Source organism: Microbacterium sp. WCS2018Hpa-23 (assembly GCF_031843845.1).
Taxonomy (GTDB): Bacteria; Actinomycetota; Actinomycetes; order Actinomycetales; family Microbacteriaceae; genus Microbacterium.
The window spans coordinates 1-20,131 of record NZ_JAVTIZ010000006.1; the positions used below are offsets into that span (position 1 = coordinate 1).

At 68.3% G+C, this 20,131-nt stretch carries 23 protein-coding genes and 3 tRNA genes; 14 read left to right on the plus strand and 12 right to left on the minus strand.

The features are described from left to right. Window positions 1–54: 54 nt before the first annotated feature. Together RQG77_RS10950 and RQG77_RS10955 are read right to left on the minus strand one after the other, a co-directional pair. Window positions 55–1,503, minus strand: coding sequence for a cell division initiation protein (locus RQG77_RS10950; protein ID WP_311244737.1), 1,449 nt, complete (start codon window positions 1,501–1,503; stop codon window positions 55–57). A 153-nt stretch (window positions 1,504–1,656) separates the two neighbouring features. Continuing rightward, entirely contained in the window at window positions 1,657–2,160 is a 504-nt protein-coding gene (locus tag RQG77_RS10955; protein ID WP_311244738.1) for a hypothetical protein, read from the minus strand. Between the two features lie 72 nt (window positions 2,161–2,232). Here RQG77_RS10955 and RQG77_RS10960 point away from each other — a divergent pair, with 72 nt between their 5' ends. Continuing rightward, complete coding sequence (locus RQG77_RS10960) at window positions 2,233–2,967, plus strand: DUF2071 domain-containing protein (RefSeq protein WP_311244739.1); 735 nt, start codon at window positions 2,233–2,235, stop codon at window positions 2,965–2,967. Here RQG77_RS10960 and RQG77_RS10965 read toward each other — a convergent pair. From RQG77_RS10965 to RQG77_RS10995, 7 genes are all read right to left on the minus strand, one after another. Next, a complete protein-coding gene (locus tag RQG77_RS10965) occupies window positions 2,948–3,868 on the minus strand; it encodes an AEC family transporter (RefSeq protein ID WP_311244740.1) in 921 nt (306 codons plus the stop codon). The genes RQG77_RS10960 and RQG77_RS10965 overlap by 20 nt on opposite strands. 318 nt (window positions 3,869–4,186) lie before the next feature. Next, a complete protein-coding gene (locus tag RQG77_RS10970; protein ID WP_311244741.1) occupies window positions 4,187–4,810 on the minus strand; it encodes a GntR family transcriptional regulator in 624 nt (207 codons plus the stop codon). A gap of 71 nt (window positions 4,811–4,881) precedes the next feature. Continuing rightward, window positions 4,882–5,190 (minus strand): hypothetical protein, encoded by a 309-nt coding sequence (locus RQG77_RS10975; protein ID WP_311244742.1) that lies wholly within the window; start codon window positions 5,188–5,190, stop codon window positions 4,882–4,884. Between the two features lie 98 nt (window positions 5,191–5,288). Further along, a complete protein-coding gene (locus RQG77_RS10980; RefSeq protein ID WP_311244743.1) occupies window positions 5,289–5,501 on the minus strand; it encodes a hypothetical protein in 213 nt (70 codons plus the stop codon). A gap of 107 nt (window positions 5,502–5,608) precedes the next feature. Next, window positions 5,609–5,681: transfer RNA gene (locus RQG77_RS10985), tRNA-Phe, on the minus strand. A gap of 70 nt (window positions 5,682–5,751) precedes the next feature. Beyond that, window positions 5,752–5,825, minus strand: a tRNA-Asp gene (locus RQG77_RS10990). A gap of 29 nt (window positions 5,826–5,854) precedes the next feature. Continuing rightward, window positions 5,855–5,927, minus strand: a tRNA-Glu gene (locus tag RQG77_RS10995). A 210-nt stretch (window positions 5,928–6,137) separates the two neighbouring features. Here RQG77_RS10995 and RQG77_RS11000 point away from each other — a divergent pair. Beyond that, complete coding sequence (locus tag RQG77_RS11000; protein WP_311244744.1) at window positions 6,138–7,505, plus strand: M23 family metallopeptidase; 1,368 nt, start codon at window positions 6,138–6,140, stop codon at window positions 7,503–7,505. A 72-nt stretch (window positions 7,506–7,577) separates the two neighbouring features. Here the strand turns inward: RQG77_RS11000 and RQG77_RS11005 are convergent, their stop codons facing one another. After that, entirely contained in the window at window positions 7,578–8,069 is a 492-nt protein-coding gene (locus RQG77_RS11005; protein WP_056309911.1) for an inorganic diphosphatase, read from the minus strand. Window positions 8,070–8,159: 90 nt separating this feature from the next. Beyond that, window positions 8,160–8,792: a TMEM175 family protein gene (locus RQG77_RS11010; protein WP_311244745.1), complete on the minus strand. Its 633-nt coding sequence runs from the start codon at window positions 8,790–8,792 to the stop codon at window positions 8,160–8,162. A gap of 141 nt (window positions 8,793–8,933) precedes the next feature. Between RQG77_RS11010 and tilS the strand changes: the two genes are divergently transcribed. Continuing rightward, on the plus strand, window positions 8,934–9,920 hold the full coding sequence (tilS, locus tag RQG77_RS11015) for a tRNA lysidine(34) synthetase TilS (RefSeq protein ID WP_311244746.1): 987 nt from the start codon (window positions 8,934–8,936) through the stop codon (window positions 9,918–9,920). Between the two features lie 130 nt (window positions 9,921–10,050). Here tilS and RQG77_RS11020 read toward each other — a convergent pair whose 3' ends face one another. After that, window positions 10,051–10,644 (minus strand): DUF937 domain-containing protein, encoded by a 594-nt coding sequence (locus RQG77_RS11020; protein WP_311244747.1) that lies wholly within the window; start codon window positions 10,642–10,644, stop codon window positions 10,051–10,053. 298 nt (window positions 10,645–10,942) lie between these two features. On the opposite strand from RQG77_RS11020, the gene RQG77_RS11025 reads away from it, so the two are divergent. The 11 genes from RQG77_RS11025 to RQG77_RS11075 all read left to right on the plus strand — a co-directional run bounded on the left by RQG77_RS11025 (window position 10,943) and on the right by RQG77_RS11075 (window position 20,110). Next, the gene (locus RQG77_RS11025) at window positions 10,943–11,284 is read left to right on the plus strand and encodes a hypothetical protein (protein ID WP_311244748.1); all 342 of its coding nucleotides are present in this window, start codon (window positions 10,943–10,945) and stop codon (window positions 11,282–11,284) included. Window positions 11,285–11,360: 76 nt separating this feature from the next. Beyond that, window positions 11,361–11,912: a hypoxanthine phosphoribosyltransferase gene (gene hpt, locus RQG77_RS11030; RefSeq protein ID WP_311244749.1), complete on the plus strand. Its 552-nt coding sequence runs from the start codon at window positions 11,361–11,363 to the stop codon at window positions 11,910–11,912. A 111-nt stretch (window positions 11,913–12,023) separates the two neighbouring features. Continuing rightward, window positions 12,024–14,024 (plus strand): ATP-dependent zinc metalloprotease FtsH, encoded by a 2,001-nt coding sequence (gene ftsH / locus RQG77_RS11035; RefSeq protein ID WP_311244750.1) that lies wholly within the window; start codon window positions 12,024–12,026, stop codon window positions 14,022–14,024. A 3-nt stretch (window positions 14,025–14,027) separates the two neighbouring features. Further along, entirely contained in the window at window positions 14,028–14,630 is a 603-nt protein-coding gene (gene folE / locus RQG77_RS11040) for a GTP cyclohydrolase I (RefSeq protein ID WP_311244751.1), read from the plus strand. Then, the gene (gene folP / locus RQG77_RS11045) at window positions 14,627–15,430 is read left to right on the plus strand and encodes a dihydropteroate synthase (RefSeq protein WP_311244752.1); all 804 of its coding nucleotides are present in this window, start codon (window positions 14,627–14,629) and stop codon (window positions 15,428–15,430) included. The genes folE and folP overlap by 4 nt, the downstream gene beginning before the upstream one ends. Before the next feature lie 4 nt (window positions 15,431–15,434). Beyond that, window positions 15,435–15,827, plus strand: coding sequence for a dihydroneopterin aldolase (gene folB / locus RQG77_RS11050; RefSeq protein WP_311244753.1), 393 nt, complete (start codon window positions 15,435–15,437; stop codon window positions 15,825–15,827). Continuing rightward, window positions 15,824–16,360, plus strand: a complete 537-nt coding sequence (folK, locus tag RQG77_RS11055; protein WP_311244754.1) for a 2-amino-4-hydroxy-6-hydroxymethyldihydropteridine diphosphokinase — start codon at window positions 15,824–15,826, stop codon at window positions 16,358–16,360. Before folB ends, folK begins: the two co-directional genes overlap by 4 nt. Next, window positions 16,360–16,857, plus strand: coding sequence for a DUF3180 domain-containing protein (locus RQG77_RS11060; RefSeq protein WP_311244755.1), 498 nt, complete (start codon window positions 16,360–16,362; stop codon window positions 16,855–16,857). Before folK ends, RQG77_RS11060 begins: the two co-directional genes overlap by 1 nt. After that, window positions 16,793–17,389, plus strand: a complete 597-nt coding sequence (locus RQG77_RS11065) for a PH domain-containing protein (RefSeq protein ID WP_311244756.1) — start codon at window positions 16,793–16,795, stop codon at window positions 17,387–17,389. The genes RQG77_RS11060 and RQG77_RS11065 overlap by 65 nt, the downstream gene beginning before the upstream one ends. After that, entirely contained in the window at window positions 17,386–19,413 is a 2,028-nt protein-coding gene (locus RQG77_RS11070; protein ID WP_311244757.1) for a PH domain-containing protein, read from the plus strand. The genes RQG77_RS11065 and RQG77_RS11070 overlap by 4 nt, the downstream gene beginning before the upstream one ends. Next, window positions 19,406–20,110: a DUF2520 domain-containing protein gene (locus RQG77_RS11075; RefSeq protein ID WP_311244758.1), complete on the plus strand. Its 705-nt coding sequence runs from the start codon at window positions 19,406–19,408 to the stop codon at window positions 20,108–20,110. The genes RQG77_RS11070 and RQG77_RS11075 overlap by 8 nt, the downstream gene beginning before the upstream one ends. Window positions 20,111–20,131 lie beyond the last annotated feature (21 nt).

The window sequence follows — 20,131 nt, forward strand, 5'->3', positions numbered from 1 at the left end:
CCCCCCCCCCCCCCCCCCCCCCCCCCCCCCCGCTTGTCAGTCAGGAGAGGATGCTCAGCGCGATGCCTTCTCGTCGGTCTCGACGACCTCGATCGTGATCTTGCCGTCGATGGTCTCGGCGTCGTCGTCGAGCAGCTCGTCGTCCAGCGCCTCGTCGCCGCGGAACTCCGAGGCAGGCTCGTCAGCCGCATCCGTGTCGTCGGCCTCGGTGTCGTCGATCAGCTCGGCGTCGAGGGCCTCGACGGTGTCGACGTCGTCGTCCGCCGCGGCATCCGCTGCGGTCGCGACGGTTCCGACGGCCGGTGCTTCATTGCTGAAGATGCCGTCGGGGCGGATCAGCTCGCGCACCTCGGCCATGAAGCTGGCGAGCTGCTGCTGCTGCCAGCGAAGCTGCCTGGCCTGGTCCTCGGCGTCGCGCAGCACCGTGGAGGTGTGGCTCGTGACGGAGTCGACGATCTTCTGCGACTTCACGCGGGCGCGGTCGAGGGTGTCGCGCGCCCGCACCTGGGCATCCGCTTCGATGGTCTGCGCCTGCGAGCGCATCAGGCGCTCGTAGTCGTCGGCCTTGCCCGAGATGCGCTGCGCGTGATCGAGCGATGCGGCTACCTGCTCGTTGGCATCGGTGGTGATGCGCTCGGCGTGGGCGACGGCCTGGTTGTGCAGCACCAGGAACTCCTGCTGTGCGTCGTCCTGGCGGCGGGTGAGGGTCTCTTCGAACTCGAGCACGCGGGCGTTCATCTCGCGCACCTCGCGCTCGGCGTCTGCACGCAGCTGTGTGGTCTCCCGAGTGACGAGGGACCGCAGCGCCGCCGCGCCCTTCTCGGCCTCGGTGCGGATGGCCGTGGCCTCCTGCGTCGCCTGGTGCACCTTCTCGGCCGCGTGCGCAGCCTCCCGCTCGAGCGTGGCCTCGTGCGCGGTGTACTCGGTGTCGATCTTGAGTCGCACCTGATCGGCGTCGTGCTGCGCCTGCGCGATGATCCGCGTGACGTCGGCGTCGGCCTCGGCACGCTGCGTCGTGACCTCTTCGCGAGCGGCTGCCATCAGGCGGTCGGCCTGCACCGCGGCGTTCTGGATGAGCACGTTCGCCTGCTCCTCGGCGACACGGAGGATGGCCTCGAACTGCTCGCGCGACGGTGCTTCCTGGCCATCGGCCCGAGGAGTGTCGACGAGTTCATTGGTGAGGGTGGCGACCTGTGCCTCGGTCTCGGCTGCCTTCGCCTTGGCGGCGAGCAGCTCGGCCTCGAGCTCTTCGCGAGCGATGCGCTCCTCGTCGCGGAGGGCCTCGACGGCATCCTCATGACGGGCCTCCGTCGCGGCGAGATCGGCCTTGGCCTGCTGCAGCTGGTTGCGCAGCGTGCTGAGAGCCGAGTCGACCTCCGCCTTGTCGTAGCCGCGGAACGAGGCAGTGAAGCCGGACTGCTCGCGCTGCTGCTCGCGAGGGTTCTCTTCGATCAGCTTGTCGAAGAAGTCGGGGGTGCGGTCGTTGTCGGGTGATGCACTCATGGGTCAGCCTTTCCGGCGCAGGTCACAGGGACTGAGAACTGTGATGAGAAGTGATGCCGTCGCTGTCCGGCTGCAGGGGGCTGGTCGGGGCGTCATCGGCAATACCACAGCCTAGTTGCGGCGGCTGTGAGATGCACCCGGTCGGAGAACGGTCTACTCGAGGGACCAGACACCGGTGGCGTCGTCGCGACGATGGCGCAGTGCGGGCCCTGCGGCGGTCGCGACGCCGCGAGCGCTCGCCGCAGAGGCGACTCGGGAGCGCAGATCCGCCCAGAACTCGGTGGTCTGCGGCTTCCCCAGGTACTCCCGGAACCGTTCGACCTGCACGCGAGTGCCGTCCTCGTCCTCGACGAGGCGGACGAGGGAGTCGTCCGGTTCGACGAATCGGATGCCGTAGCCGCCGTCCGCGAGCACCGCGAACTTGCGCGGCTGCTGCAGTACGACGCTGTCGACGATCTCGCGTGCGACGGGTTCTGGCGCGTGAAGCACCACCGTGGAGCCGAGCTCACCGAGGATCTCTTCGAGTCGGGATGCTGTGACGCGCTGCTCCGCGCGCTCTCCGGCTGACCGGCTCGACCGCCGGACCCATCGCGGCAGGAAGATCGCCAGCACGATGACGGCGACGATCAGCACGATGAAGAAGAGTGGGTTGTCCACGCGTCCAACCTACGGGGCGGGTGCCGCGGGCGAACCCTTGGAGTAATTTAGCTACAGTGCTAGATTCGGAACATGTCGATCATCCGCGATGTCCGAGCACAGCTCCGCAGGCGACTCCTCATCAGCTACCGCGTCGACCCGGCGGTCGCCGCGACGCTCCTGCCCGACGGCTTCCGTCCGCAGATCGTCGGCGGATCTGCCCTCGCCGGAGTGTGCGTCCTGGGGCTGGAATCGATCCGGCCGAGCTGGGCCGATCGCCGATGGGGCCTCCGCTCCGAGAATGCCGCGCATCGGATCGCCGTCGAGTGGGATGGCCCGGAGGGCGTCGAGCAGGGCGTCTTCATCTTCGAGCGGCACAGCTCGGCGTGGCATCCGGTGCTGTTCGGCGGCCGGATGTTTCCCGGAGTCCATCGCAGGGCGCGGTTCCGCATTCGGGAGTCGGGCGACCGCTACGCACTCTCGATGCAGGCGGGGGCGCACAGTCTCGACGCCGACGTCGAGGTGGGCGGCGAGTGGACGAGCGGGGTCTTCGCCTCTGTCGACGAGGCATCGGACTTCTACCGAGCGGGTCGCATCGGATGGTCGCTGGGCCATGACGCGCGCACCGTCGAGCCGGTGGCGCTGTCGACGGAGGAATGGAAGATCGAGGGCGCGCAGCTGCATCACGTCCGGTCATCGTTCTTCGACGCGCTTCCCGAGGGATCCGCGGTCTTCGACAGCGTGGTCGTGATGCGGGATCTCCCGCTGGTGCTGACCGACGCTCGGCGGTCTGCGGATGCCGAGAGGCTCAGCCCAGCAGGAGCATGATGAGGATCAGCACCGGGAGGCATCCGAGCGTCGTGAGGAACACAGTGTCGCGGGAGATCGTCTCGCCGATGTCGTACCGCTGCGAGTAGTTGAAGACGTTCTGCGCGGTCGGCAGGGAAGCGAGGATGACCACGATCAGTACCTCGGTCGATGACAGTCCGAACACGAACTCCGCGACGACCCACGCGATCAGAGGCATCGCGATGAGCTTGAGCACTGTCGCGAGGATGATGTCCCGGCGGTGGCCCGGAGCGCCGAGCACCCGCTGACCGTGCAGGGAGATGCCGTAGCTGATGAGCAGCACCGGCACCGCTGCGTCGGCGATGAGCTGCGCGGGCTCCATGACGATCGGCGGAACCGTGAGGCCGAGCACCGACACGAGGGTCCCGAGCAGCGAGGCGATGATGATCGGGTTCGTCGCCGTGCGCACGAGCGTCTTGCGCAGCGAGACCCTGTCGCTGGTGACCGCATCGAGGATGGTGAGCGAGATGGGTGTGAACACCAGCAGCTGCATGAGCACGACGGGTGCGGGGTAGGCGGCGCTGCCCAACAGGTAGAGCGACAGGGGGATGCCGATGTTGTTCGAGTTGACCTGGCCGGCGGAGAGGGCGCCGATCAGCGTCTCGCCGACGGGGCGCTTCCACCACAGGCGTGCGACGAGGGTGTAGACCGCGATGATCGACACGGCGGCGATCGCCGAGACCGGCAGGAGTGCCGAGAACAGCATCTTCGCGTCGGCGTGGGCGAGCACCGTGAAGAGCAGGAAAGGGGAGAGCACGAAGAAGATGAGGCGGCCCAGCACGTGCCGGGCGTGCGGTCCGAGCAGGTCGATCCGTCCGAGCACGTAACCGAGGGTGATCGCGACTCCCACGACGGCGAATCCGGTGAGAGTCTCGAGCATGGTTCGAGCGTATCGAGGCCGGGCTCACGTCCTCGCCACGAGCTGAGCGCGCGGACTCGGAGGGCCTAGCAGGTCGAGCGTCTCCGCGTCAACGGTCCGGCCTCGACGAGCGTCAGGAGACCCGTCGCCATACGCTGGGATCACGACGAGCCGCATTCTGCCGCTCTCCGTCGGTCGAACCAGACGGTGCCCTCGAGTTCTCTCGGTCTTGAGCGCCCACATGGGGGTGGGTACGCTTGCGGACCTTCTCAATCGGCTGCTCCGGTCCTCCCCGTTCGGGCGAGGGAGGGCCGGGACCAACTCCCTCGAGTCGATCGGCTACTTGAAGCGGAGCATCCTCTGCACGGCCTTCACGCCGGCATTCGCACTGCGCGCGCGCATCGCCGACTCGAGCTCTTCGAGGGAGTCTCTCGTGTTCACCCGGGGCTCGCCGAGGTAGAGGTCGCGGAAGACCAGGTACCAGAAGTCGCTCAGCATCAGACGGTAGAGGTCGTTGAGAGCGCGGTCGGTGAGGAACTCGAACAGCTCGACGTGCGCCTCGATCCAGCCTTCGCCGGACTCGACCGATTCGATCGCCTCGTGGATCAGCTCGCAGGCGATGACGAGGTCCTTCTCCGACAGCGCGAGCGCTGCCTCGCGGATGATCTCGCCGCCCTGAGATGCGGCGAACTCGCGGGTGATGCGCGACCGCTCGTCCGTGATGTCGGTGACCATCGAGTAGCGGTTGGCGTGCACCTCCATCAGTCCCGCACGAGCAAGGCGCTGCACGGCCTCGCGCACCGGTGTGCGCGTGACGCCGAGGTCGTCGGCGATCGCCTTGTCGCTCAACTTCGCCCCGGGCGCATACGTGCCGTCGGCGATCGATGTGGCGAGGCGGCGGAAGAGCTCGTCCGGCCCCAGGTTCCGCTGCGCCCCAGGCGCAACGGGAAGTTCAGGTCCCATATCGATATATTACGACGCTTAACAAAGGAAGCGTGTTTTTCATAGCGCTCTCCCAAGTAAAGGGAGCAACGTCAGGCGTCGGCGGAGCGTGCCTCGCGGCTGACGCGACGGTTGTGGAGGCTCAGCACGATCATCGCCGCGACGGGGCCGGCTGCGACGACCATCAACGTCCAGTGCCACCCTTCGGTGCTGGCGAACACGGCGCCGAGCACGATGAGTCCCGCGGCGATCGCGCGCATCTCGATCGAGCCGGGCGGGATCTCACGTGGTCGCCCGCCGAAGGGGATGCGTACCCCGGCATTCGCTCGCAGAGTCCTGCCGAGCGCCACATGGAACAGCACGATGCCGATCACGGCGGCGACGATACCGGCGATGAACATGCCCTCGACGGTATCAGGCGGAGTGGGATGCCCAGGGGGCGGGCGTCCATGAGCGGAGACGCCTCGCTTCAAGGCTTCTCGCTGAGCAGCGCACGAGGTCACTCGCTCCGACGGTCGCGCTTTCGCAGTTGCTCCCAGAAGATGGTGATGATCAGTCCGATCATCAGGCCGGACGGGGTGCCTATCGCTGCACCGAGTCCCGGCTGGTCATTCAGTGCCCCGATGCCGAGGCCGACGAGCGCGCCCACAGGGAGGCCGAGGAGGAGCGGGGCAGACGCTGCCCCACCTCGGGGGTTGTGTCGAGCATGCATGCGCTCAACGTTAGAGCAGCGAGCTCGCCTCGTCCTGGAAAAAGCGGAAACCCCCGCCATGTAGAAGCTAGGCGAGGGTTCCTAAGGTGACTGTAATGATCACCCTGTGGCTCCGACGGGCGTCGATCCCGTGACCTCACGATTTTCAGTCGTGCGCTCTACCAACTGAGCTACAGAGCCATGCGACCGGCTGAACCTGCCGCATCTAGACGAAAGGCCCTTCTCGAAGAAAAGGGCCCGTCGCTTAGAGCGACCCTGACGGGACTTGAACCCGCGACCTCCGCCGTGACAGGGCGGCACGCTAACCAACTGCGCTACAGGGCCATACTTGTTTTCAATTGTACCGGAAGGAGTGACCCCAACGGGATTCGAACCCGTGCTACCGCCGTGAAAGGGCGGCGTCCTAGGCCGCTAAACGATGGGGCCGAAGTCTGTCCCGGAGGACTTCCTTGCCGACGCTCAAGCATAAGGGAAGATCTGAGCAAAACGCGAATCGAGGGCGAGCCTGCTGTCGCCCGGGCGTGTTCGGGAGGACGATGGGGTCGTATCACTGTGCCCTCCGACGCTGTCCGCCCCTGGTGCGGATGTGAAAGATGTTGTTAGTGTGGCATTTGTGAAACCGGCGGAAGGGGCCGTGTGAACGACAAGCACTCCTCGAAGGATGCTGCCTCGGCGGCATCCGACGATTGCGGCTGCGCGCCCACACCTGCAGAAAGCCGAGCGTTCTGGAAGAACGGCTCGGTCACTCGTCGTAGTGCGCTCACGATGGGCGCTCTCAGCGTCGTCGCGCTCAGCGCCTTCGGTGTCTCCTCCGGGGTGACCGCCGCATACGCGGCGACGTACCCCAGTTGGGACGACGTGCAGCGTGCGATGGCGAACCAGTCCTCCAAGGCCGCCGAAGTCACCCGCATCGAGGGGCTCATCCAGTCGCTCACGCAGCGGGTCGCCGACGCTCAGGCGAAGGCGCAGCTCGCCGGTGAGGAGTACAACACGGCTCAGCTGGCGTACTTCGACGCGATCGCCGTCGCCGAGGAGCTGCAGGCTCAGGCCGACGCGCAGGCTGTCGTCGCCGACGACGCGACCAAGAAGGCCGCCCAGCTCGCCGCCCAGCTGTACCGCAACGGCGGCGACGACACCGCCCTCGAACTGTTCTTCGCCGGCTCCGCCGACAACGCCGACGAGCTGCTCTCGCGCCTCGGCTCGATGGACAAGGTCTACCAGTACAACCAGACGGTCCATGACAACGCGGTCGCTGCACGCAACTCCGCGCAATCGCTGACCGACCAGGCCGTCGTCGCCCGCACCGAGCGCGACCGTCTGCAGCAGATCGCCGAGCAGAAGATGATCGAGGCGCAGGCCGCAGCGGATGCCGCTCAGGTCGCCCTCGACGAGCAGACGGCGAACCTCTCGACGATGCAGGCTCAGCTCGCAGCCCTCAAGGATGCGACGGCCACGACCGTCGCGGGTTACCAGGAGGGCGTGCGCATCGCCGAGGAGCAGCGCAGGCAGCGCGAGGCGGCCGAGGCTGCAGCAGCTGCAGCCGGGAACAACGGCGGTGGCGGCGGCGGTGGCGGCACCGGAGGATCACCGGGAACCGGTGGGTGGGTTCGCCCGCACGGCGGCCACCGCAGCGCGGGATACGGCTCGCGGCCCAAGCCCTGTGCGGCCTGCTCCGGTTACCACTATGGGGTCGACCTCGCCAACGGCTGCGGAGCGGCGATCTACGCGGCGAACTCGGGGACCGTCGACTACGCCGGCCCGCGAGGGAACTACGGCAACTACATCCGCATCCAGCACGGCGGCGGCGTCTCGTCGGGCTACGCGCACATCCGTGACGGCGGATTCGCCGTCCGCAACGGCGCGCGGGTGAGCTCCGGCCAGGTCATCGCCTATGCGGGCAACACCGGAGCATCCGTCGGGTGCCACCTGCACTTCGAGGTCTACCTCAACGGGGCGTACACGAACCCGATCACCTTCCTCGCCGACCGGGGCATCTCGGTCTGAGAATCGCGTCTGCAACGAACAAGACCCCCGACCGCTGCGCGGAACCGGGGGTCTTCGTCGTGAAGCCTGGGATCAGTGACCCTGCTCGGCCGCGCGGACGATCGCCTCGTCGAGGATGCGCTGTGCCTCAGCGGCGTCGCCCCACTCGTCGACCTTGACCCACTTGTTGGGTTCGAGGTCCTTGTAGTGCTCGAAGAAGTGCGCGATCTCCTTCTTGGTGTACTCGGCGATGTCGCCGATGTCCTGGATGTGCGCCCAGCGGGGGTCCTTCGAGAGCACGGCGACGAGCTTGTCGTCTCCGCCGGCCTCGTCGCTCATCTTGAGCACGGCGACGGGGCGCACCTCGACGACGACGCCCGGGTAGATGGCGTGGTCGAGGAGCACGAGCACGTCGAGCGGGTCGCCGTCCTCGCCGAGGGTGTTGTCGAAGTAGCCGTAGTCGGCCGGGTAACCGAAGGTCGTGTAGAGCACGCGGTCGAGGTGCACTCGTCCGGTCTCGTGGTCGACCTCGTACTTCACGCGGCTGCCGCGCGGGATCTCGATGACGGCGTCGTGTGCGCCCATGCGTGTGCTCCTCAGAAAAGACGGTTGGATGCCGCGCACTAGCCTACCCGCGGGCGGCGGAACGCCTCGGACGCGTCTGCAGTGAGACGGTCAGCCCGCTGCGTGGCGGCGCTGTGCGAAGCGGTCCAGCAGCTTCGTCACCACGCCGCTCAGCAGCAGGACGAGGAGCCCCGCATACCCGTAGGGCTGGACGAAGACCGCGATCGCCAGGGCGATGAGAAAGAGGATGATGGCGGCCAGATCGCCGATGACTCCCGCCCGCAGCGTCTCGACCGGTGTCGTGGTGAAGTCGGGGTGGCGAAGCAGATAGAGCCATCCGGCGAGCGTCGTGACCTGCGTGAGGATCAGGGTGCCGATGTAGACCACCGGCTGCAGCAGGTCGGTGTCCATCTGGCCGATCATCGCGGTGGGCACGGGCAGCCAGACGATGGTGGCCATCCACGCGATGTTGATCCAGAGCAGCGGACTCGTGATCCACTCCACGTCGCGGTACTGGCGGTGATGTCCCATCCAGAACGTCGCGATGAGGACGAAGCTGAGCCCGAAGCTCAGTAATTGGCCGGAGTGTTCGTCGAAGAACTCCGCGGTGCTCAGCCTGTTCGACGCGGCATCCGACACCGACTCCATGAGCGGCAGGATGAGCAGCGTCATCGCGATCGCCACCACCGCATCGACGAACGCCTTGAACCGCTCGGTCCGGAACCGCACTGTGTGTTCTGCCACGGCGTCAGGGTGTTCTCTCATGTCGTCAGGGTGTTCTGCCACGGCGTCAGGTTAGGGCCACATGTGCGCGCGGCGCGACCGCCGCACGGCGATCCCTCGTCGTGATCTACCGTGAACCTCGTCGTGATCTACCGTGGACCTGTGCCCTCGCTCTCACCCGCCATCGCCGAGATCCGCCTCGCCGTGCGCACCGCGCTCGCCGATCTGCCCGAGGGGTCGACTGTGATCGTCGCGCTCTCCGGAGGCGCCGATTCGCTCGCCCTCGCCGCGGCGACCGCGTTCGAGGCGCCCAAGCTCGGACTGCGGGTGGGAAGCCTCACGGTCGACCACGGTCTTCAGGGTGACTCGGATGCCGTCGCCGCCCGCGCCGCGCAGACGGCGACGTCTCTCGGGATCGACGCTCGCATCGTCCGCGTGGAGGTCGGCGAGGAAGGCGGTCCCGAGGCAGCGGCACGCGATGCCCGATACCGCGTGCTGAAGGCCGCGGCAGCGGATGCCGGTGCGTCCGCCGTGCTCCTCGGACACACGCTCGACGACCAGGCCGAGACCGTGCTGCTCGGACTCGCCCGTGGATCGGGTGCCGCGAGCCTGCAGGGCATGGCGCCTGTGCGCGAGGACGACGACGGAGTGCGGTGGGTGCGCCCGCTGCTCGGGGTGCGGCGCGAGACGACGCGCGCATTCTGCGCGGCATCCGATCTCGAGGTCTGGGACGACCCCCACAACTCCGAGGACCGCTTCGCGCGGGTGCGCGTGCGCGAGCGGGTCCTGCCGGTTCTCGAGTCAGAGCTGGGCCCGGGCATCGCCGAGGCTCTCGCCCGCACCGCCGAACAGCTTCGCGAGGATGCGGAGGCGTTCGACGAGATGATCCACGAGACCATCGAGGACATCGTCGAGCATGCGGAGGCGGGGATCTCGGTGAGCGTCGCCGCTCTCGCCGCCAACCCGGCCGCTCTCCGCAACCGGATCATCCGCCTCGTCGTCGACAGCGAGTTCGGCGTGAGCCTGACGAGGCTGCAGACCCTCGAGGTCGCGCGTCTCGCGACGGACTGGTCGGGTCAGGGCCCCATCGATCTGCCCGCGTGCTCCGCGGCCAGGCTCGGCGGACGGATCGTCTTCACCGCGCGCTGAGTCGGAGCATCCGTTCCGTCTCGCTTCGCTCGCTCAACGACCGGGGCCTGGCTCAACGACCCGGGGCCTCGTTCAACGAGTGAGGGCGCGGAGCGACCGACGCGGCGCGCGTCGACCGCTCCGCCGGGTACTACTTCTTGCCGCCGCCGAGCAGGCCGCCCAGCAGGTCGCCGATTCCGCCGCCGCCCGAGGAGTTGCCTCCGCCGAGCAGGCCGCCCAGCAGGTCGCCGATCTTGCCGCCGCCCGAGGAATTGCCTCCGCCGAGCAGGCCGCCGATCACATCGCCGATTCCGCCGCCGCCGGACTGCGCCTCTGCGGTCTCGGACTTCGAGGACTTGCCCTTGGTCGCGTTGGCGATCAGGCCCATCACGATCGGGGCGAGGATCGGGAGCAGCTTGCCGAAGTCGATGCCTGCGGTCTCCTTCGACTCGGTGAGCTTCTGCGTGACCTTCTTCTCGTCGGCGCCGAGGATGTGCGAGACGATCTTGCCGCCGTCCGCCTGGTCGATGTCGTCGACCTTCGAGGCGCCGGCCTTGCCCTCGTGGCGCTTGAGCGCGTTCTCGATCGCGGAGGAGCCCTCTGCGGTCGAGGCGTTCTTCGCCAGGCCGCCCAGCAGCACGGCGCCGCCCTGCTCGACAGCCGACTTGGCGACCTCGGGGGAGACTCCGAGCTTCGCGGCGATGTCGTCGATCGGGACCTGCGTGAGGATGTCGTCGAGAGCCATGGAGATTCCTTCCGTCTGGGGCATCAGCCCGTGTCACCGCCCAGAGTAGTGGGGATCAGCCCACTGCGCGCAGTATCCTGACGTGCGCCCTCGAGGGCGATCCAGGGGGGAGCAGAGGATGCCGAGACACTCATCGCGATCATTCGTCGGGCGGTCGGACGTTCGGGCCGCGGCCACGATACGGATCTCTCCCGCGGCGTCGGGCGGCGGCGCCGTCGGCATCATGCTCCTCGCCGCGATGACGGCGTGTGCACCGGTGGGCGACACGGCTCCGCAGACACAGGCACAGACACAGACGTTGACGATCACGTACGCCGACGGCGATGCGCCGACGGAGGACGACCTCGACGTCGACGGCATCCAGTGCTCGGAGACGCAGGAACTCCGGTCGTTCACCGGCGGCGGTGATGTCGATGGTCGCGCTGCCGTGACGGTCTCGATCCTCGGCGATCAGGCCACTGTCGCGATCCACCTCGAAGACGATCGCTGGTTCGTGGGAAGCGGCACCACGGACTCCGACGACGACTCGGTCGCCTTCGACGGCTTCGAGGGCTCGGTCGTCGAACAGGGCGCCGACCTCGACATCCTGGGCATCGTCGACGATGCCGCCACGGTCTCGGGCTCTCTCGCCTGCGACTGACCCGTCGGTCCGGTGGCCGCGTGCAGCGGCGCCGACCGGTTTCTGGCGAGGCGGTCCGACGACGTAACATCGATCCATGCGCGCCGCGGAAATCCAGGACGACCTTGCTCAGATCCTCGTGACCGAGGAGGAGATCATCGCAAAGCTCGACGAGCTCGCGACTCAGGTCGCGGCCGACTACGAGGGCAAAGAGCTCGTCCTCGTCGGCGTCCTCAAGGGGGCGGTCATGGTCATGGCCGATTTCGCTCGCGCGCTGCCCTTCCACGCACCGATGGACTGGATGGCCGTCTCGAGCTACGGAGCGAGCACGAAGTCGAGCGGCGTCGTGCAGATCCGCAAGGACCTCGACACCGATCTGAACGGCAAGCACGTGCTGATCGTCGAGGACATCATCGACTCCGGCCTCACCCTCAGCTGGCTGCTCGAGAACTTCGAGTCGCGCGGTGCCGTGTCGATCGAGGTGCTCGCGCTGTTGCGCAAGCCGGAGGCGGCGAAGGTCGTCATCGACTGCAAGTACGTCGGCTTCGACATCCCCACGGATTTCGTCGTGGGCTACGGCCTCGACTACGACGAGCGCTACCGCAACCTCCGCGACGTCGCCGTGCTGGCACCGCACGTGTACAGCTGAGCGCGTTTCGTCTCGTCGCAGGCTCCTCGCTCAACGACCGGGCGCGCACCGATACGCCGTGGGTGAACGCACAGCGGCCACCTAGGGCGCGCGCGATACGCTGATCCGACCATGGATGTCAAGAAGCTCACGCGGAACCCGCTGATCTACGTCGCCCTGATCGGCCTGCTGCTGTTCGGCGGCTTCCTTCTGATCTCGAACCTCGGCGCGCCCAAGCAGATCACGACCCAGGAGGGTCTGAAGCTGCTCGCCGGCGAGTCCGTCACCGAGGTCGTCAACACCGACGGCGACCAGCGGGTCGACATGACGCTGTCGAAGGCGTTCGAGGGTTCCGAGAACGTGCAGTTCTACTACGTCGACGCCCGTGCCGACGAGGTCGTCAAGGCGATCAACGACGCCGACCCGAAGGACGGCTTCAACGACGCCGTTCCGCGTGCGACCTGGTTCGACGGCATCCTCTCCCTTCTTCTTCCCCTCGTGCTGCTCGGCCTGCTGTTCTGGTGGCTGCTGTCGTCCATGCAGGGCGGCGGCGGCAAGGTCATGCAGTTCGGCAAGTCCAAGGCCAAGCTCGTCAACAAGGAGACCCCGACGGTCACCTTCGCCGACGTCGCCGGTGCCGACGAGGCGATCGAGGAGCTCCACGAGATCAAGGAGTTCCTGCAGGATCCGGCCAAGTTCCAGGCCATCGGCGCCCGCATCCCGAAGGGCGTGCTGCTGTACGGCCCTCCCGGAACCGGAAAGACGCTGCTCGCCCGCGCCGTCGCCGGCGAAGCCGGAGCACCGTTTTACTCGATCTCGGGTTCGGACTTCGTCGAGATGTTCGTCGGCGTCGGTGCATCCCGAGTGCGCGACCTGTTCAACGTGGCCAAGGAGAACTCTCCCGCGATCATCTTCATCGATGAGATCGACGCCGTCGGTCGCCACCGTGGTGCCGGCATGGGCGGCGGAAACGACGAGCGCGAGCAGACGCTCAACCAGATGCTCGTCGAGATGGACGGCTTCGACCCGAACGCGAACGTCATCGTGATCGCGGCGACGAACCGCCCCGACATCCTCGACCCCGCGCTGCTCCGTCCCGGTCGTTTCGACCGCCAGATCGGCGTCGACGCCCCCGACCTGCGCGGCCGCCAGAAGATCCTCGAGGTGCACAGCAAGGGCAAGCCGCTGTCGAAGAGCGTCGACCTCGAGGTCGTCGCCCGCAAGACTCCGGGCTTCACCGGAGCCGATCTCGCGAACGTGCTCAACGAGGCCGCCCTGCTGACCGCTCGCTCGAACGCGCAGCTGGTCGACAACCGCGCTCTCGACGAGGCCATCGACCGCGTGATCGCCGGTCCCCAGCGTCGCACCCGCGTGATGAAGGACAAGGAGAAGCTCATCACCGCGTACCACGAGGGCGGCCACGCTCTCGCAGCTGCGGCGATGAACTACACCGACCCCGTCACGAAGATCACGATCCTGCCCCGAGGCAAGGCTCTCGGCTACACGATGGTGCTGCCGCTCGACGACAAGTACTCCGTCACGCGCAACGAGCTGCAGGACCAGCTCACGTACGCCATGGGTGGCCGTGTGGCTGAGGAGATCATCTTCCACGACCCGACCACCGGCGCATCGAACGACATCGAGAAGGCGACCTCGATCGCCCGCAAGATGGTCATCGAATACGGCATGACCACGCAGGTCGGGCCGGTCAAGCTCGGCTCCGAGGGCGGCGACATGTTCGTCGCACGCGACATGGGGCGTGGACGCGAGTACTCCGAGAAGGTCGCCGAGCGGGTGGATGCCGAGGTGCGCGCGCTCATCGAGCAGGCCCACAACGAGGCCTACGAGGTCATCAGCGCCAACCGCGACATCCTCGACAGGCTCGCCCTGGCCCTGCTCGAGGAGGAGACCCTCGATCACAACCAGATCGCCGAGATCTTCACCGAGGTGAAGAAGCTCCCCGAGCGTCCGCTGTGGCTCTCGAGCGAGGACCGCCCCGTGTCGGAGCGTCCTCCGATCGAGGTCCCGAAGAAGGACGTCTCGCTCGCCGCATCGGTCGAGGCTCCGACGGCGGCCACGCGCACGCAGCAGGGATCCGCGAACGCCGGTCAGGCACGACCCGCGACGGCCTGACCCGTGTCCGTCGACCGTGCACGTGTCGAGCGACTGACACGAGAACTGCTCGAGGCGATCGGGGAGGACCCGGATCGCCCCGGTCTGAAGCAGACTCCCTCGCGCATGGGCGAGCTGTACGCGGAGTTCTTCGCCGGTGTCGGCGAGGACGCCGCGGCACCCCTCGCGCACACGATCAGCGTCGCGCGCGGTCCTGCACCCGACACCCTGCCTTCCGGCGCTGTGCTGTTGCGCGACATCCGGTTCCGGTCGGTGTGCGAACACCACCTGCTGCCGTTCGCCGGGCGGGCGCACATCGCCTATCTTCCGGGCGAGCAGGTCGTCGGTCTCGGCGCGCTGGTGCGGGTGGTCGAGACTCTCGCGGCCCGCCCCCAGGTGCAGGAGCGTCTCGGCGAGCAGATCGCCGACACGATCGCCGAGCATCTCGACACCCGCGGAGTCCTCGTCGTGCTCGACGCGAGCCATGGCTGCGTCACGATGCGCGGTGGGCGCCAGCCCGAGGCATCCACCCTCACGATCGCCGCGCGCGGCGAGTACACGGATGCGGTCGCTCGGGCCGAGCTCATCGCGCTGATCGGCGCATCGGCCGGGTCGGCGCACTCATGACCGGCATCTGGGGCATCGTCAACATCACCCCCGACTCGTTCAGCGACGGAGGGCGGTACTTCGATGTCGACCGCGCGGTCGCCCACGGCCTGCAGCTGCGGGCCGACGGTGCCACGGTGCTCGACATCGGCGGCGAGTCGACACGGCCAGGCGCCGAACGCGTGGGGGCTGAGGAGGAGCAGCGGCGCGTGCTCCCCGTGATCGAGCGGCTGGTCGCCGAGGGCGCACCGGTCAGCATCGACACCCTCAACGCCTCGACCGCCGCTGCCGCGGTGCGAGCGGGCGCGCGGATAGTCAACGACGTGTCGGGCGGTCTGGCCGACCCCGACATGCTCGCGGCGGTCGCCGAATCCGGCGCCGACTACGCGATCGGGCACTGGCGCGATGCCCCTGACGACATGTACGCGAACGCCATCTACCGTCGTACCGCTCGCGAGGTGGCCGGGGAGCTGCAGGAGCGCATGGGCGAAGCCGCGGCATCGGGCATCGCGCCGTCTCGGCTGATCCTCGATCCGGGCATCGGATTCTCGAAGAAGGGCGGCCAGAACTGGGGCGTCCTGCGCGGACTCGACGAGATCGTCGCCCTCGGGCCGCGGGTGCTCATCGGCACGTCGCGCAAGAGGTTCCTCGCCGAGACCATCGGCGTCGACCCCACGAAGGTCTCGGAGGCGCGACGCGATCTTGCGACCGCGGTCACCAGCGCCCTCGCCGCGCGAGCGGGAGTGTGGGCCGTGCGGGTGCACGACGTCGAAGCCACACGCGACGCGCTCGCCATCACACACGCCTGGGATGGGAAGTAGGACCATGGATTTCATCGATGAGATCGTTCTGACCGGACTCACCGTGTTCGGCCGACACGGCGTCTACGACCACGAGCGCGAGAACGGTCAGGAGTTCACGATCGATCTGCGCCTGATGATGCCGCTGGGTGAGGCCGCGGCATCCGACGACGTCGCCGACACCGTGCACTACGGCGAGCTCGCTGAGAAGGTGGCCGCCGTGGTCGGCGGAGAACCCGTCAACCTCATCGAGACGCTGGCTGAGCGCATCGCCGATGTCGCGCTGGCCAATCCTCGCGTGCACGCCGTCACGGTCACGGTGCACAAGCCGCACGCCCCGATCGCGCTGACCTTCGGCGACGTCGCCGTGACGGTGCACCGCGTGCAGAAGCACTCGGCAGTGGAGGTGTCGCGATGAGCCGAAACCTGGCGAACCCGCCGAGCATCCCCGGTCCGCGCCCCGGCAGGGACGAAGCGGTGGCGGTCGTCGCCTTCGGGGCGAATCTCGGCGACCGGCAGAGCACGATCCGCGCGGCGGCCGAGCGCATCGCGCGGTTGCCCCTCGTCAGCGACGTCCGTCTGTCCCCGCTCATCGAGACGGTCGCGCTGCGTCTCGACGGCCCCGACCCCGAGGCTCCCGGATACGTCAACGCCGTGGCTTTCGTGACCACGCGACTCGCGCCGTCGATCCTCCTCGGGATGCTGCACGCGATCGAAGACGAGCACGGCCGGGAACGCCACGAGCGCTGGGGCGACCGGACACTCGACCTGGATCTGATCGCCTACGGCGACGAGTCCTCCGACGACGAGCGCCTGCAGCTGCCGCATCCGCGGGCCTTCGAGCGGCTGTTCGTGCTCGAGCCCTGGCTCGAGCTCGATGCCGATGCCGAGCTGCCGGGCCGCGGCAGGGTCGCTGACCTCGTCACTCGTCTGCGCGCCTCGGAGCAGTGATGAAGCGCACCTCTGTCGGGCTGCTCGTCGTCCTCGCACTCCTCGCAGGGGCCGCGGGGTACGTGCTCGACCACATGCTCACCGCCATGGGGCGCACCACGTTCACTCCGTCGCTTCTGCTGCCCGTGCTGCTTCTGCTCATCGCCGCCGCGTCGCTCGGCGTGGCTTGGCCGGTGCGTTCGAGCGTGCGCCAGGGCATCCGCATCGACCCGTTCCGCGCGACGCGTGCCGTGACCCTCGCCCGGGCATCCAGCCTGGTGGGTGCGATCATGGCGGGGGTCGGAGCAGGACTCTTGGTGTTCCTCCTGTCGAGGCCAGTCGATCCCCCGGTAGGGTCGACTGTGGCGATGCTGGCACTGATCGGAAGCGCGATCGTGCTCGTGGTCGCCGCGCTCATCGCCGAACAGTTCTGCATACTTCCGAAGGATCCTGATGACTCAGAACCCAGAGATCGAGCCGGGGATCCCGGCCCCGCTGAACTCGGCGGAGGTCACTGACCTCGCGGCTCTCGACCAGGGCACCTACTCCCAGCTGCGCACCGCGCGCAGTGAGGCGAGGCTGGAGCTCGACGGCAGCTGGCACCAGATCTCGCCGAGATACGTCGTGTCGCAGATCCTGCAGAACCTGATCTTCGTGGCGTTCGTGCTGGCCGCGGCGCTGGTTCTCGCGCTGATGCTGGACCAGACGTGGGTGTGGATCCCCGCGGGTGTCGTCGTGCTGATCACGCTCATCACGCTCATCATCCTGCCGCGGCAGGCGAAGGCCATCGGCTACATGCTCCGCGCCGACGACATCGTCTTCCGCAAGGGCATCCTCTGGCAGCGCATGATCGCGGTGCCCTACGGGCGTATGCAGCTCGTCGACATCACACAGGGGCCGCTCGACCGCGCCTTCGGCGTCACGCAGCTCAAGATGGTCACGGCCGCCGCGACCACCGGTGTGCAGATCCCCGGGCTGACCCAGGCCGCGTCCGAGGCCCTGCGCGACACGCTCATCGAAGTGGCCGAGACCCGCCGGACGGGCCTGTGAGCGAGCAGCAGTTCCCACCGCCGCCGGCGGCGGTGAACGCCGAGCCGCGGGCTGAGTCGACCACCCTCGCCGACGGCGAGTGGCATCGGATGCACCCGCTCACCCCGCTGTTCAAGGGCGGGCTGGCGCTCATCATCATCGCCGGTATCGCGATCGCGAACCTGCGTGACCGTCTCATCGCGTGGTTCGTCGACCTCTTCGCTCCGGAAGAGGTGCAATACGACTACACGGGCGGCGACCCCGTCGACTGGGTGCTGGCCAACAACCTGATCCTCGTGGTGCTGCTCGGCGTGCTGGCGCTGGTCGTCGTGCTGGTGGGTATCTTCTGGTTCGTCTGGCGCTTCCAGCAGTTCCGCATCACGGGCGACCACGTCGAGGTGCGCAAGGGAATCGTCTTCCGCTCGCACCGGCGCGCGCCGCTCGATCGGGTGCAGGGAGTCAACCTCACGCGCCCGTTCCCCGCGCGCATCATCGGACTCGCGAAGCTCGAGGTGGTGGGTGCCGGCACCGACTCGAACGTCGAGCTCGAGTACCTCGCCACGCCTCGTGCCGAATCGGTGCGCGCCGACATCCTGCGTCTCGCCTCCGGGGCTCGCGCCGCCCGGCAGACGGCAGCGGATGCGGCATCCGGCGTACGTCCGGCGAATCCTGCCGCAGCCGTTCCCGGTGTGCCTGGATCGGCCAGGGCGCAGCTCGTCGGATCCGTGAACGACGGCGTCAACGGCCTGATCGGCGGCGTCGACCTCGCCGATGTCGAACCCGAGAGCGTGGTCAAGATCCCCGCCGGACGCCTGATCGGGTCGCAGCTGATCTCGAGCGTGCTGTGGGTCGTCTTCTTCGGCGTGATCTTCGGCGTCGCGGTCGGCGGCGTCGCGATCGGTTCACTGATCGACGGCGACCCGATCGGAGGCTTCCTCGGCCTCGGCATCACCCTCGGCATCGGTATCCCGATGGTCATCGCCGTCGTCGGCATCACCTGGGCGCAGATCTCGAAGTCCCTGCGGTACTCGATCGCGCCGACGCCTGACGGTGTGCGGATCACATACGGTCTGCTGACGACCGTCACCGAGACGCTGCCCCCGGGGCGCATCTTCGCCGTGGAGGTCACGCAGTCGCTGCTGTGGCGTCCGTTCGGCTGGTGGACCATCAAGATCAACCGCATGAGCGGCAAGAGCGCGGCACAGCAGTCCTCAGGCTCGGCGCAGCAGTTCAACGTCGTGCTGCCGGTCGGCAAGCGCGCCGACGTCGAACGCGTGCTCGCGCTGATCCTGCCTGATGCACCGGTCGCCGACATCCCGCTCGTCTGGGAGCACGGCATCCTCGGCCCGGTCGAGGGCGACCCGTACCGCACGATGGCTCGTCGGGCATGGTGGCGGAGGCCGCTGTCGTGGAAGCGGCATGGCTACGTGCTCACCGAGTTCGGCCTGCTGCTGCGGAGGGGAACCGTCTGGCGCAAATTGGCCGTCTTCCCACTCGCCCGACTGCAGGGCGTCTCGCTCTCCCAGGGGCCGATCGACCGCGCTCAGCGTGTCTCGGGGGCGCAGGTGCACTCGGTGCAGGGCCTCATCACCGGCTATCTGTCGGGGCTCGAGCGGGATGATGCGCTCTTCCTCCTCGACGGTGTGAGCTCGGCCGCGGTAGCCGCTGCGGCGCGGGATCACACGCATCGGTGGGGCGAGTATGTGACGGATGCCGAGGGCGCGCAGGTGCCCGGCGGGTATCCGGGAGCGGGCGCCGAGGCCGACCCCGGTGTTCTCGGTACTCCTCCGATGCCGCCCGTAGGTGCACCCTCGACGGTGACCCCGCCTCCGCCGTACGTGGGCCCTGGTGCGCCGCCGGTACCTCCGGTCGCGCCTCCTGCCTCTCCCGTCTCCCCTCCTGCTCCGCCGGTGACTCCGCCTCCGCCGTACGTGGGCCCGGGTACGGCGCCTGCGGCTCCGCATGCCGCGCCGCCCGCTCCGCCGGTGACTCGTCCTGCGCCGCCTGCCGCTCCGCCCGTGCCCCCGGCCCCGAACGGTGAGTGATCCGTCGCGCCGCGACGGGCGCCTCGGAGTCGGCATCATCGGCGCTGGGCGCGTCGGGCCGGTCATCGGTGCGGCGCTCGCCGGTGCCGGTCACGCCATCACGGGAATCACGAGCGGATCGGACGACGATCGGGCGTCCGCTGTGCTGCCCGACGTGCCCATCCTCGACGCGCTCGAGGTCGTACGGCGCAGCGAACTCGTCGTCATCGCCGTTCCCCACGACCAGCTGCCGGCTCTGATCGCGGGCATCGCCGAGGTGGGCGGGTGGCAGCTCGGACAGCTCGTCCTGCACACCGACCCCGGGTACGGCATCGACGTGCTTCGACCGGCGGCCGAGAGCGGTGCGATCCCGCTCGCCGTGCACCCGGCCATCACGTTCACGGGCACGACGATCGACCTGCGCCAGCTGCAGGCGAGCTATGCCGCAGTCACGGCGCCGGCGGCGGTGCTCCCCATCGCCCAGGCGCTGGCGGTGGAGATCGGGTGCGAGCCCGTGGTCATCGCCGAAGCCGATCGCGCGGCGTACGCGGATGTGATCCAGGCGGCGACCGAGTTCTCGCGGTCGATCATCGTGCAGTCGACCACGCGTCTCGGCGAGATCGGCATCGAGAACCCCGGCGGGTATCTGTCGGCGCTGGTGCAGTCGACCGTCGAGCGGGCGCTGCGGGACGCGTCCGGTCCCTCGCCCCTGATCTGAGGCCAGCGGCCTCCCGAGGTC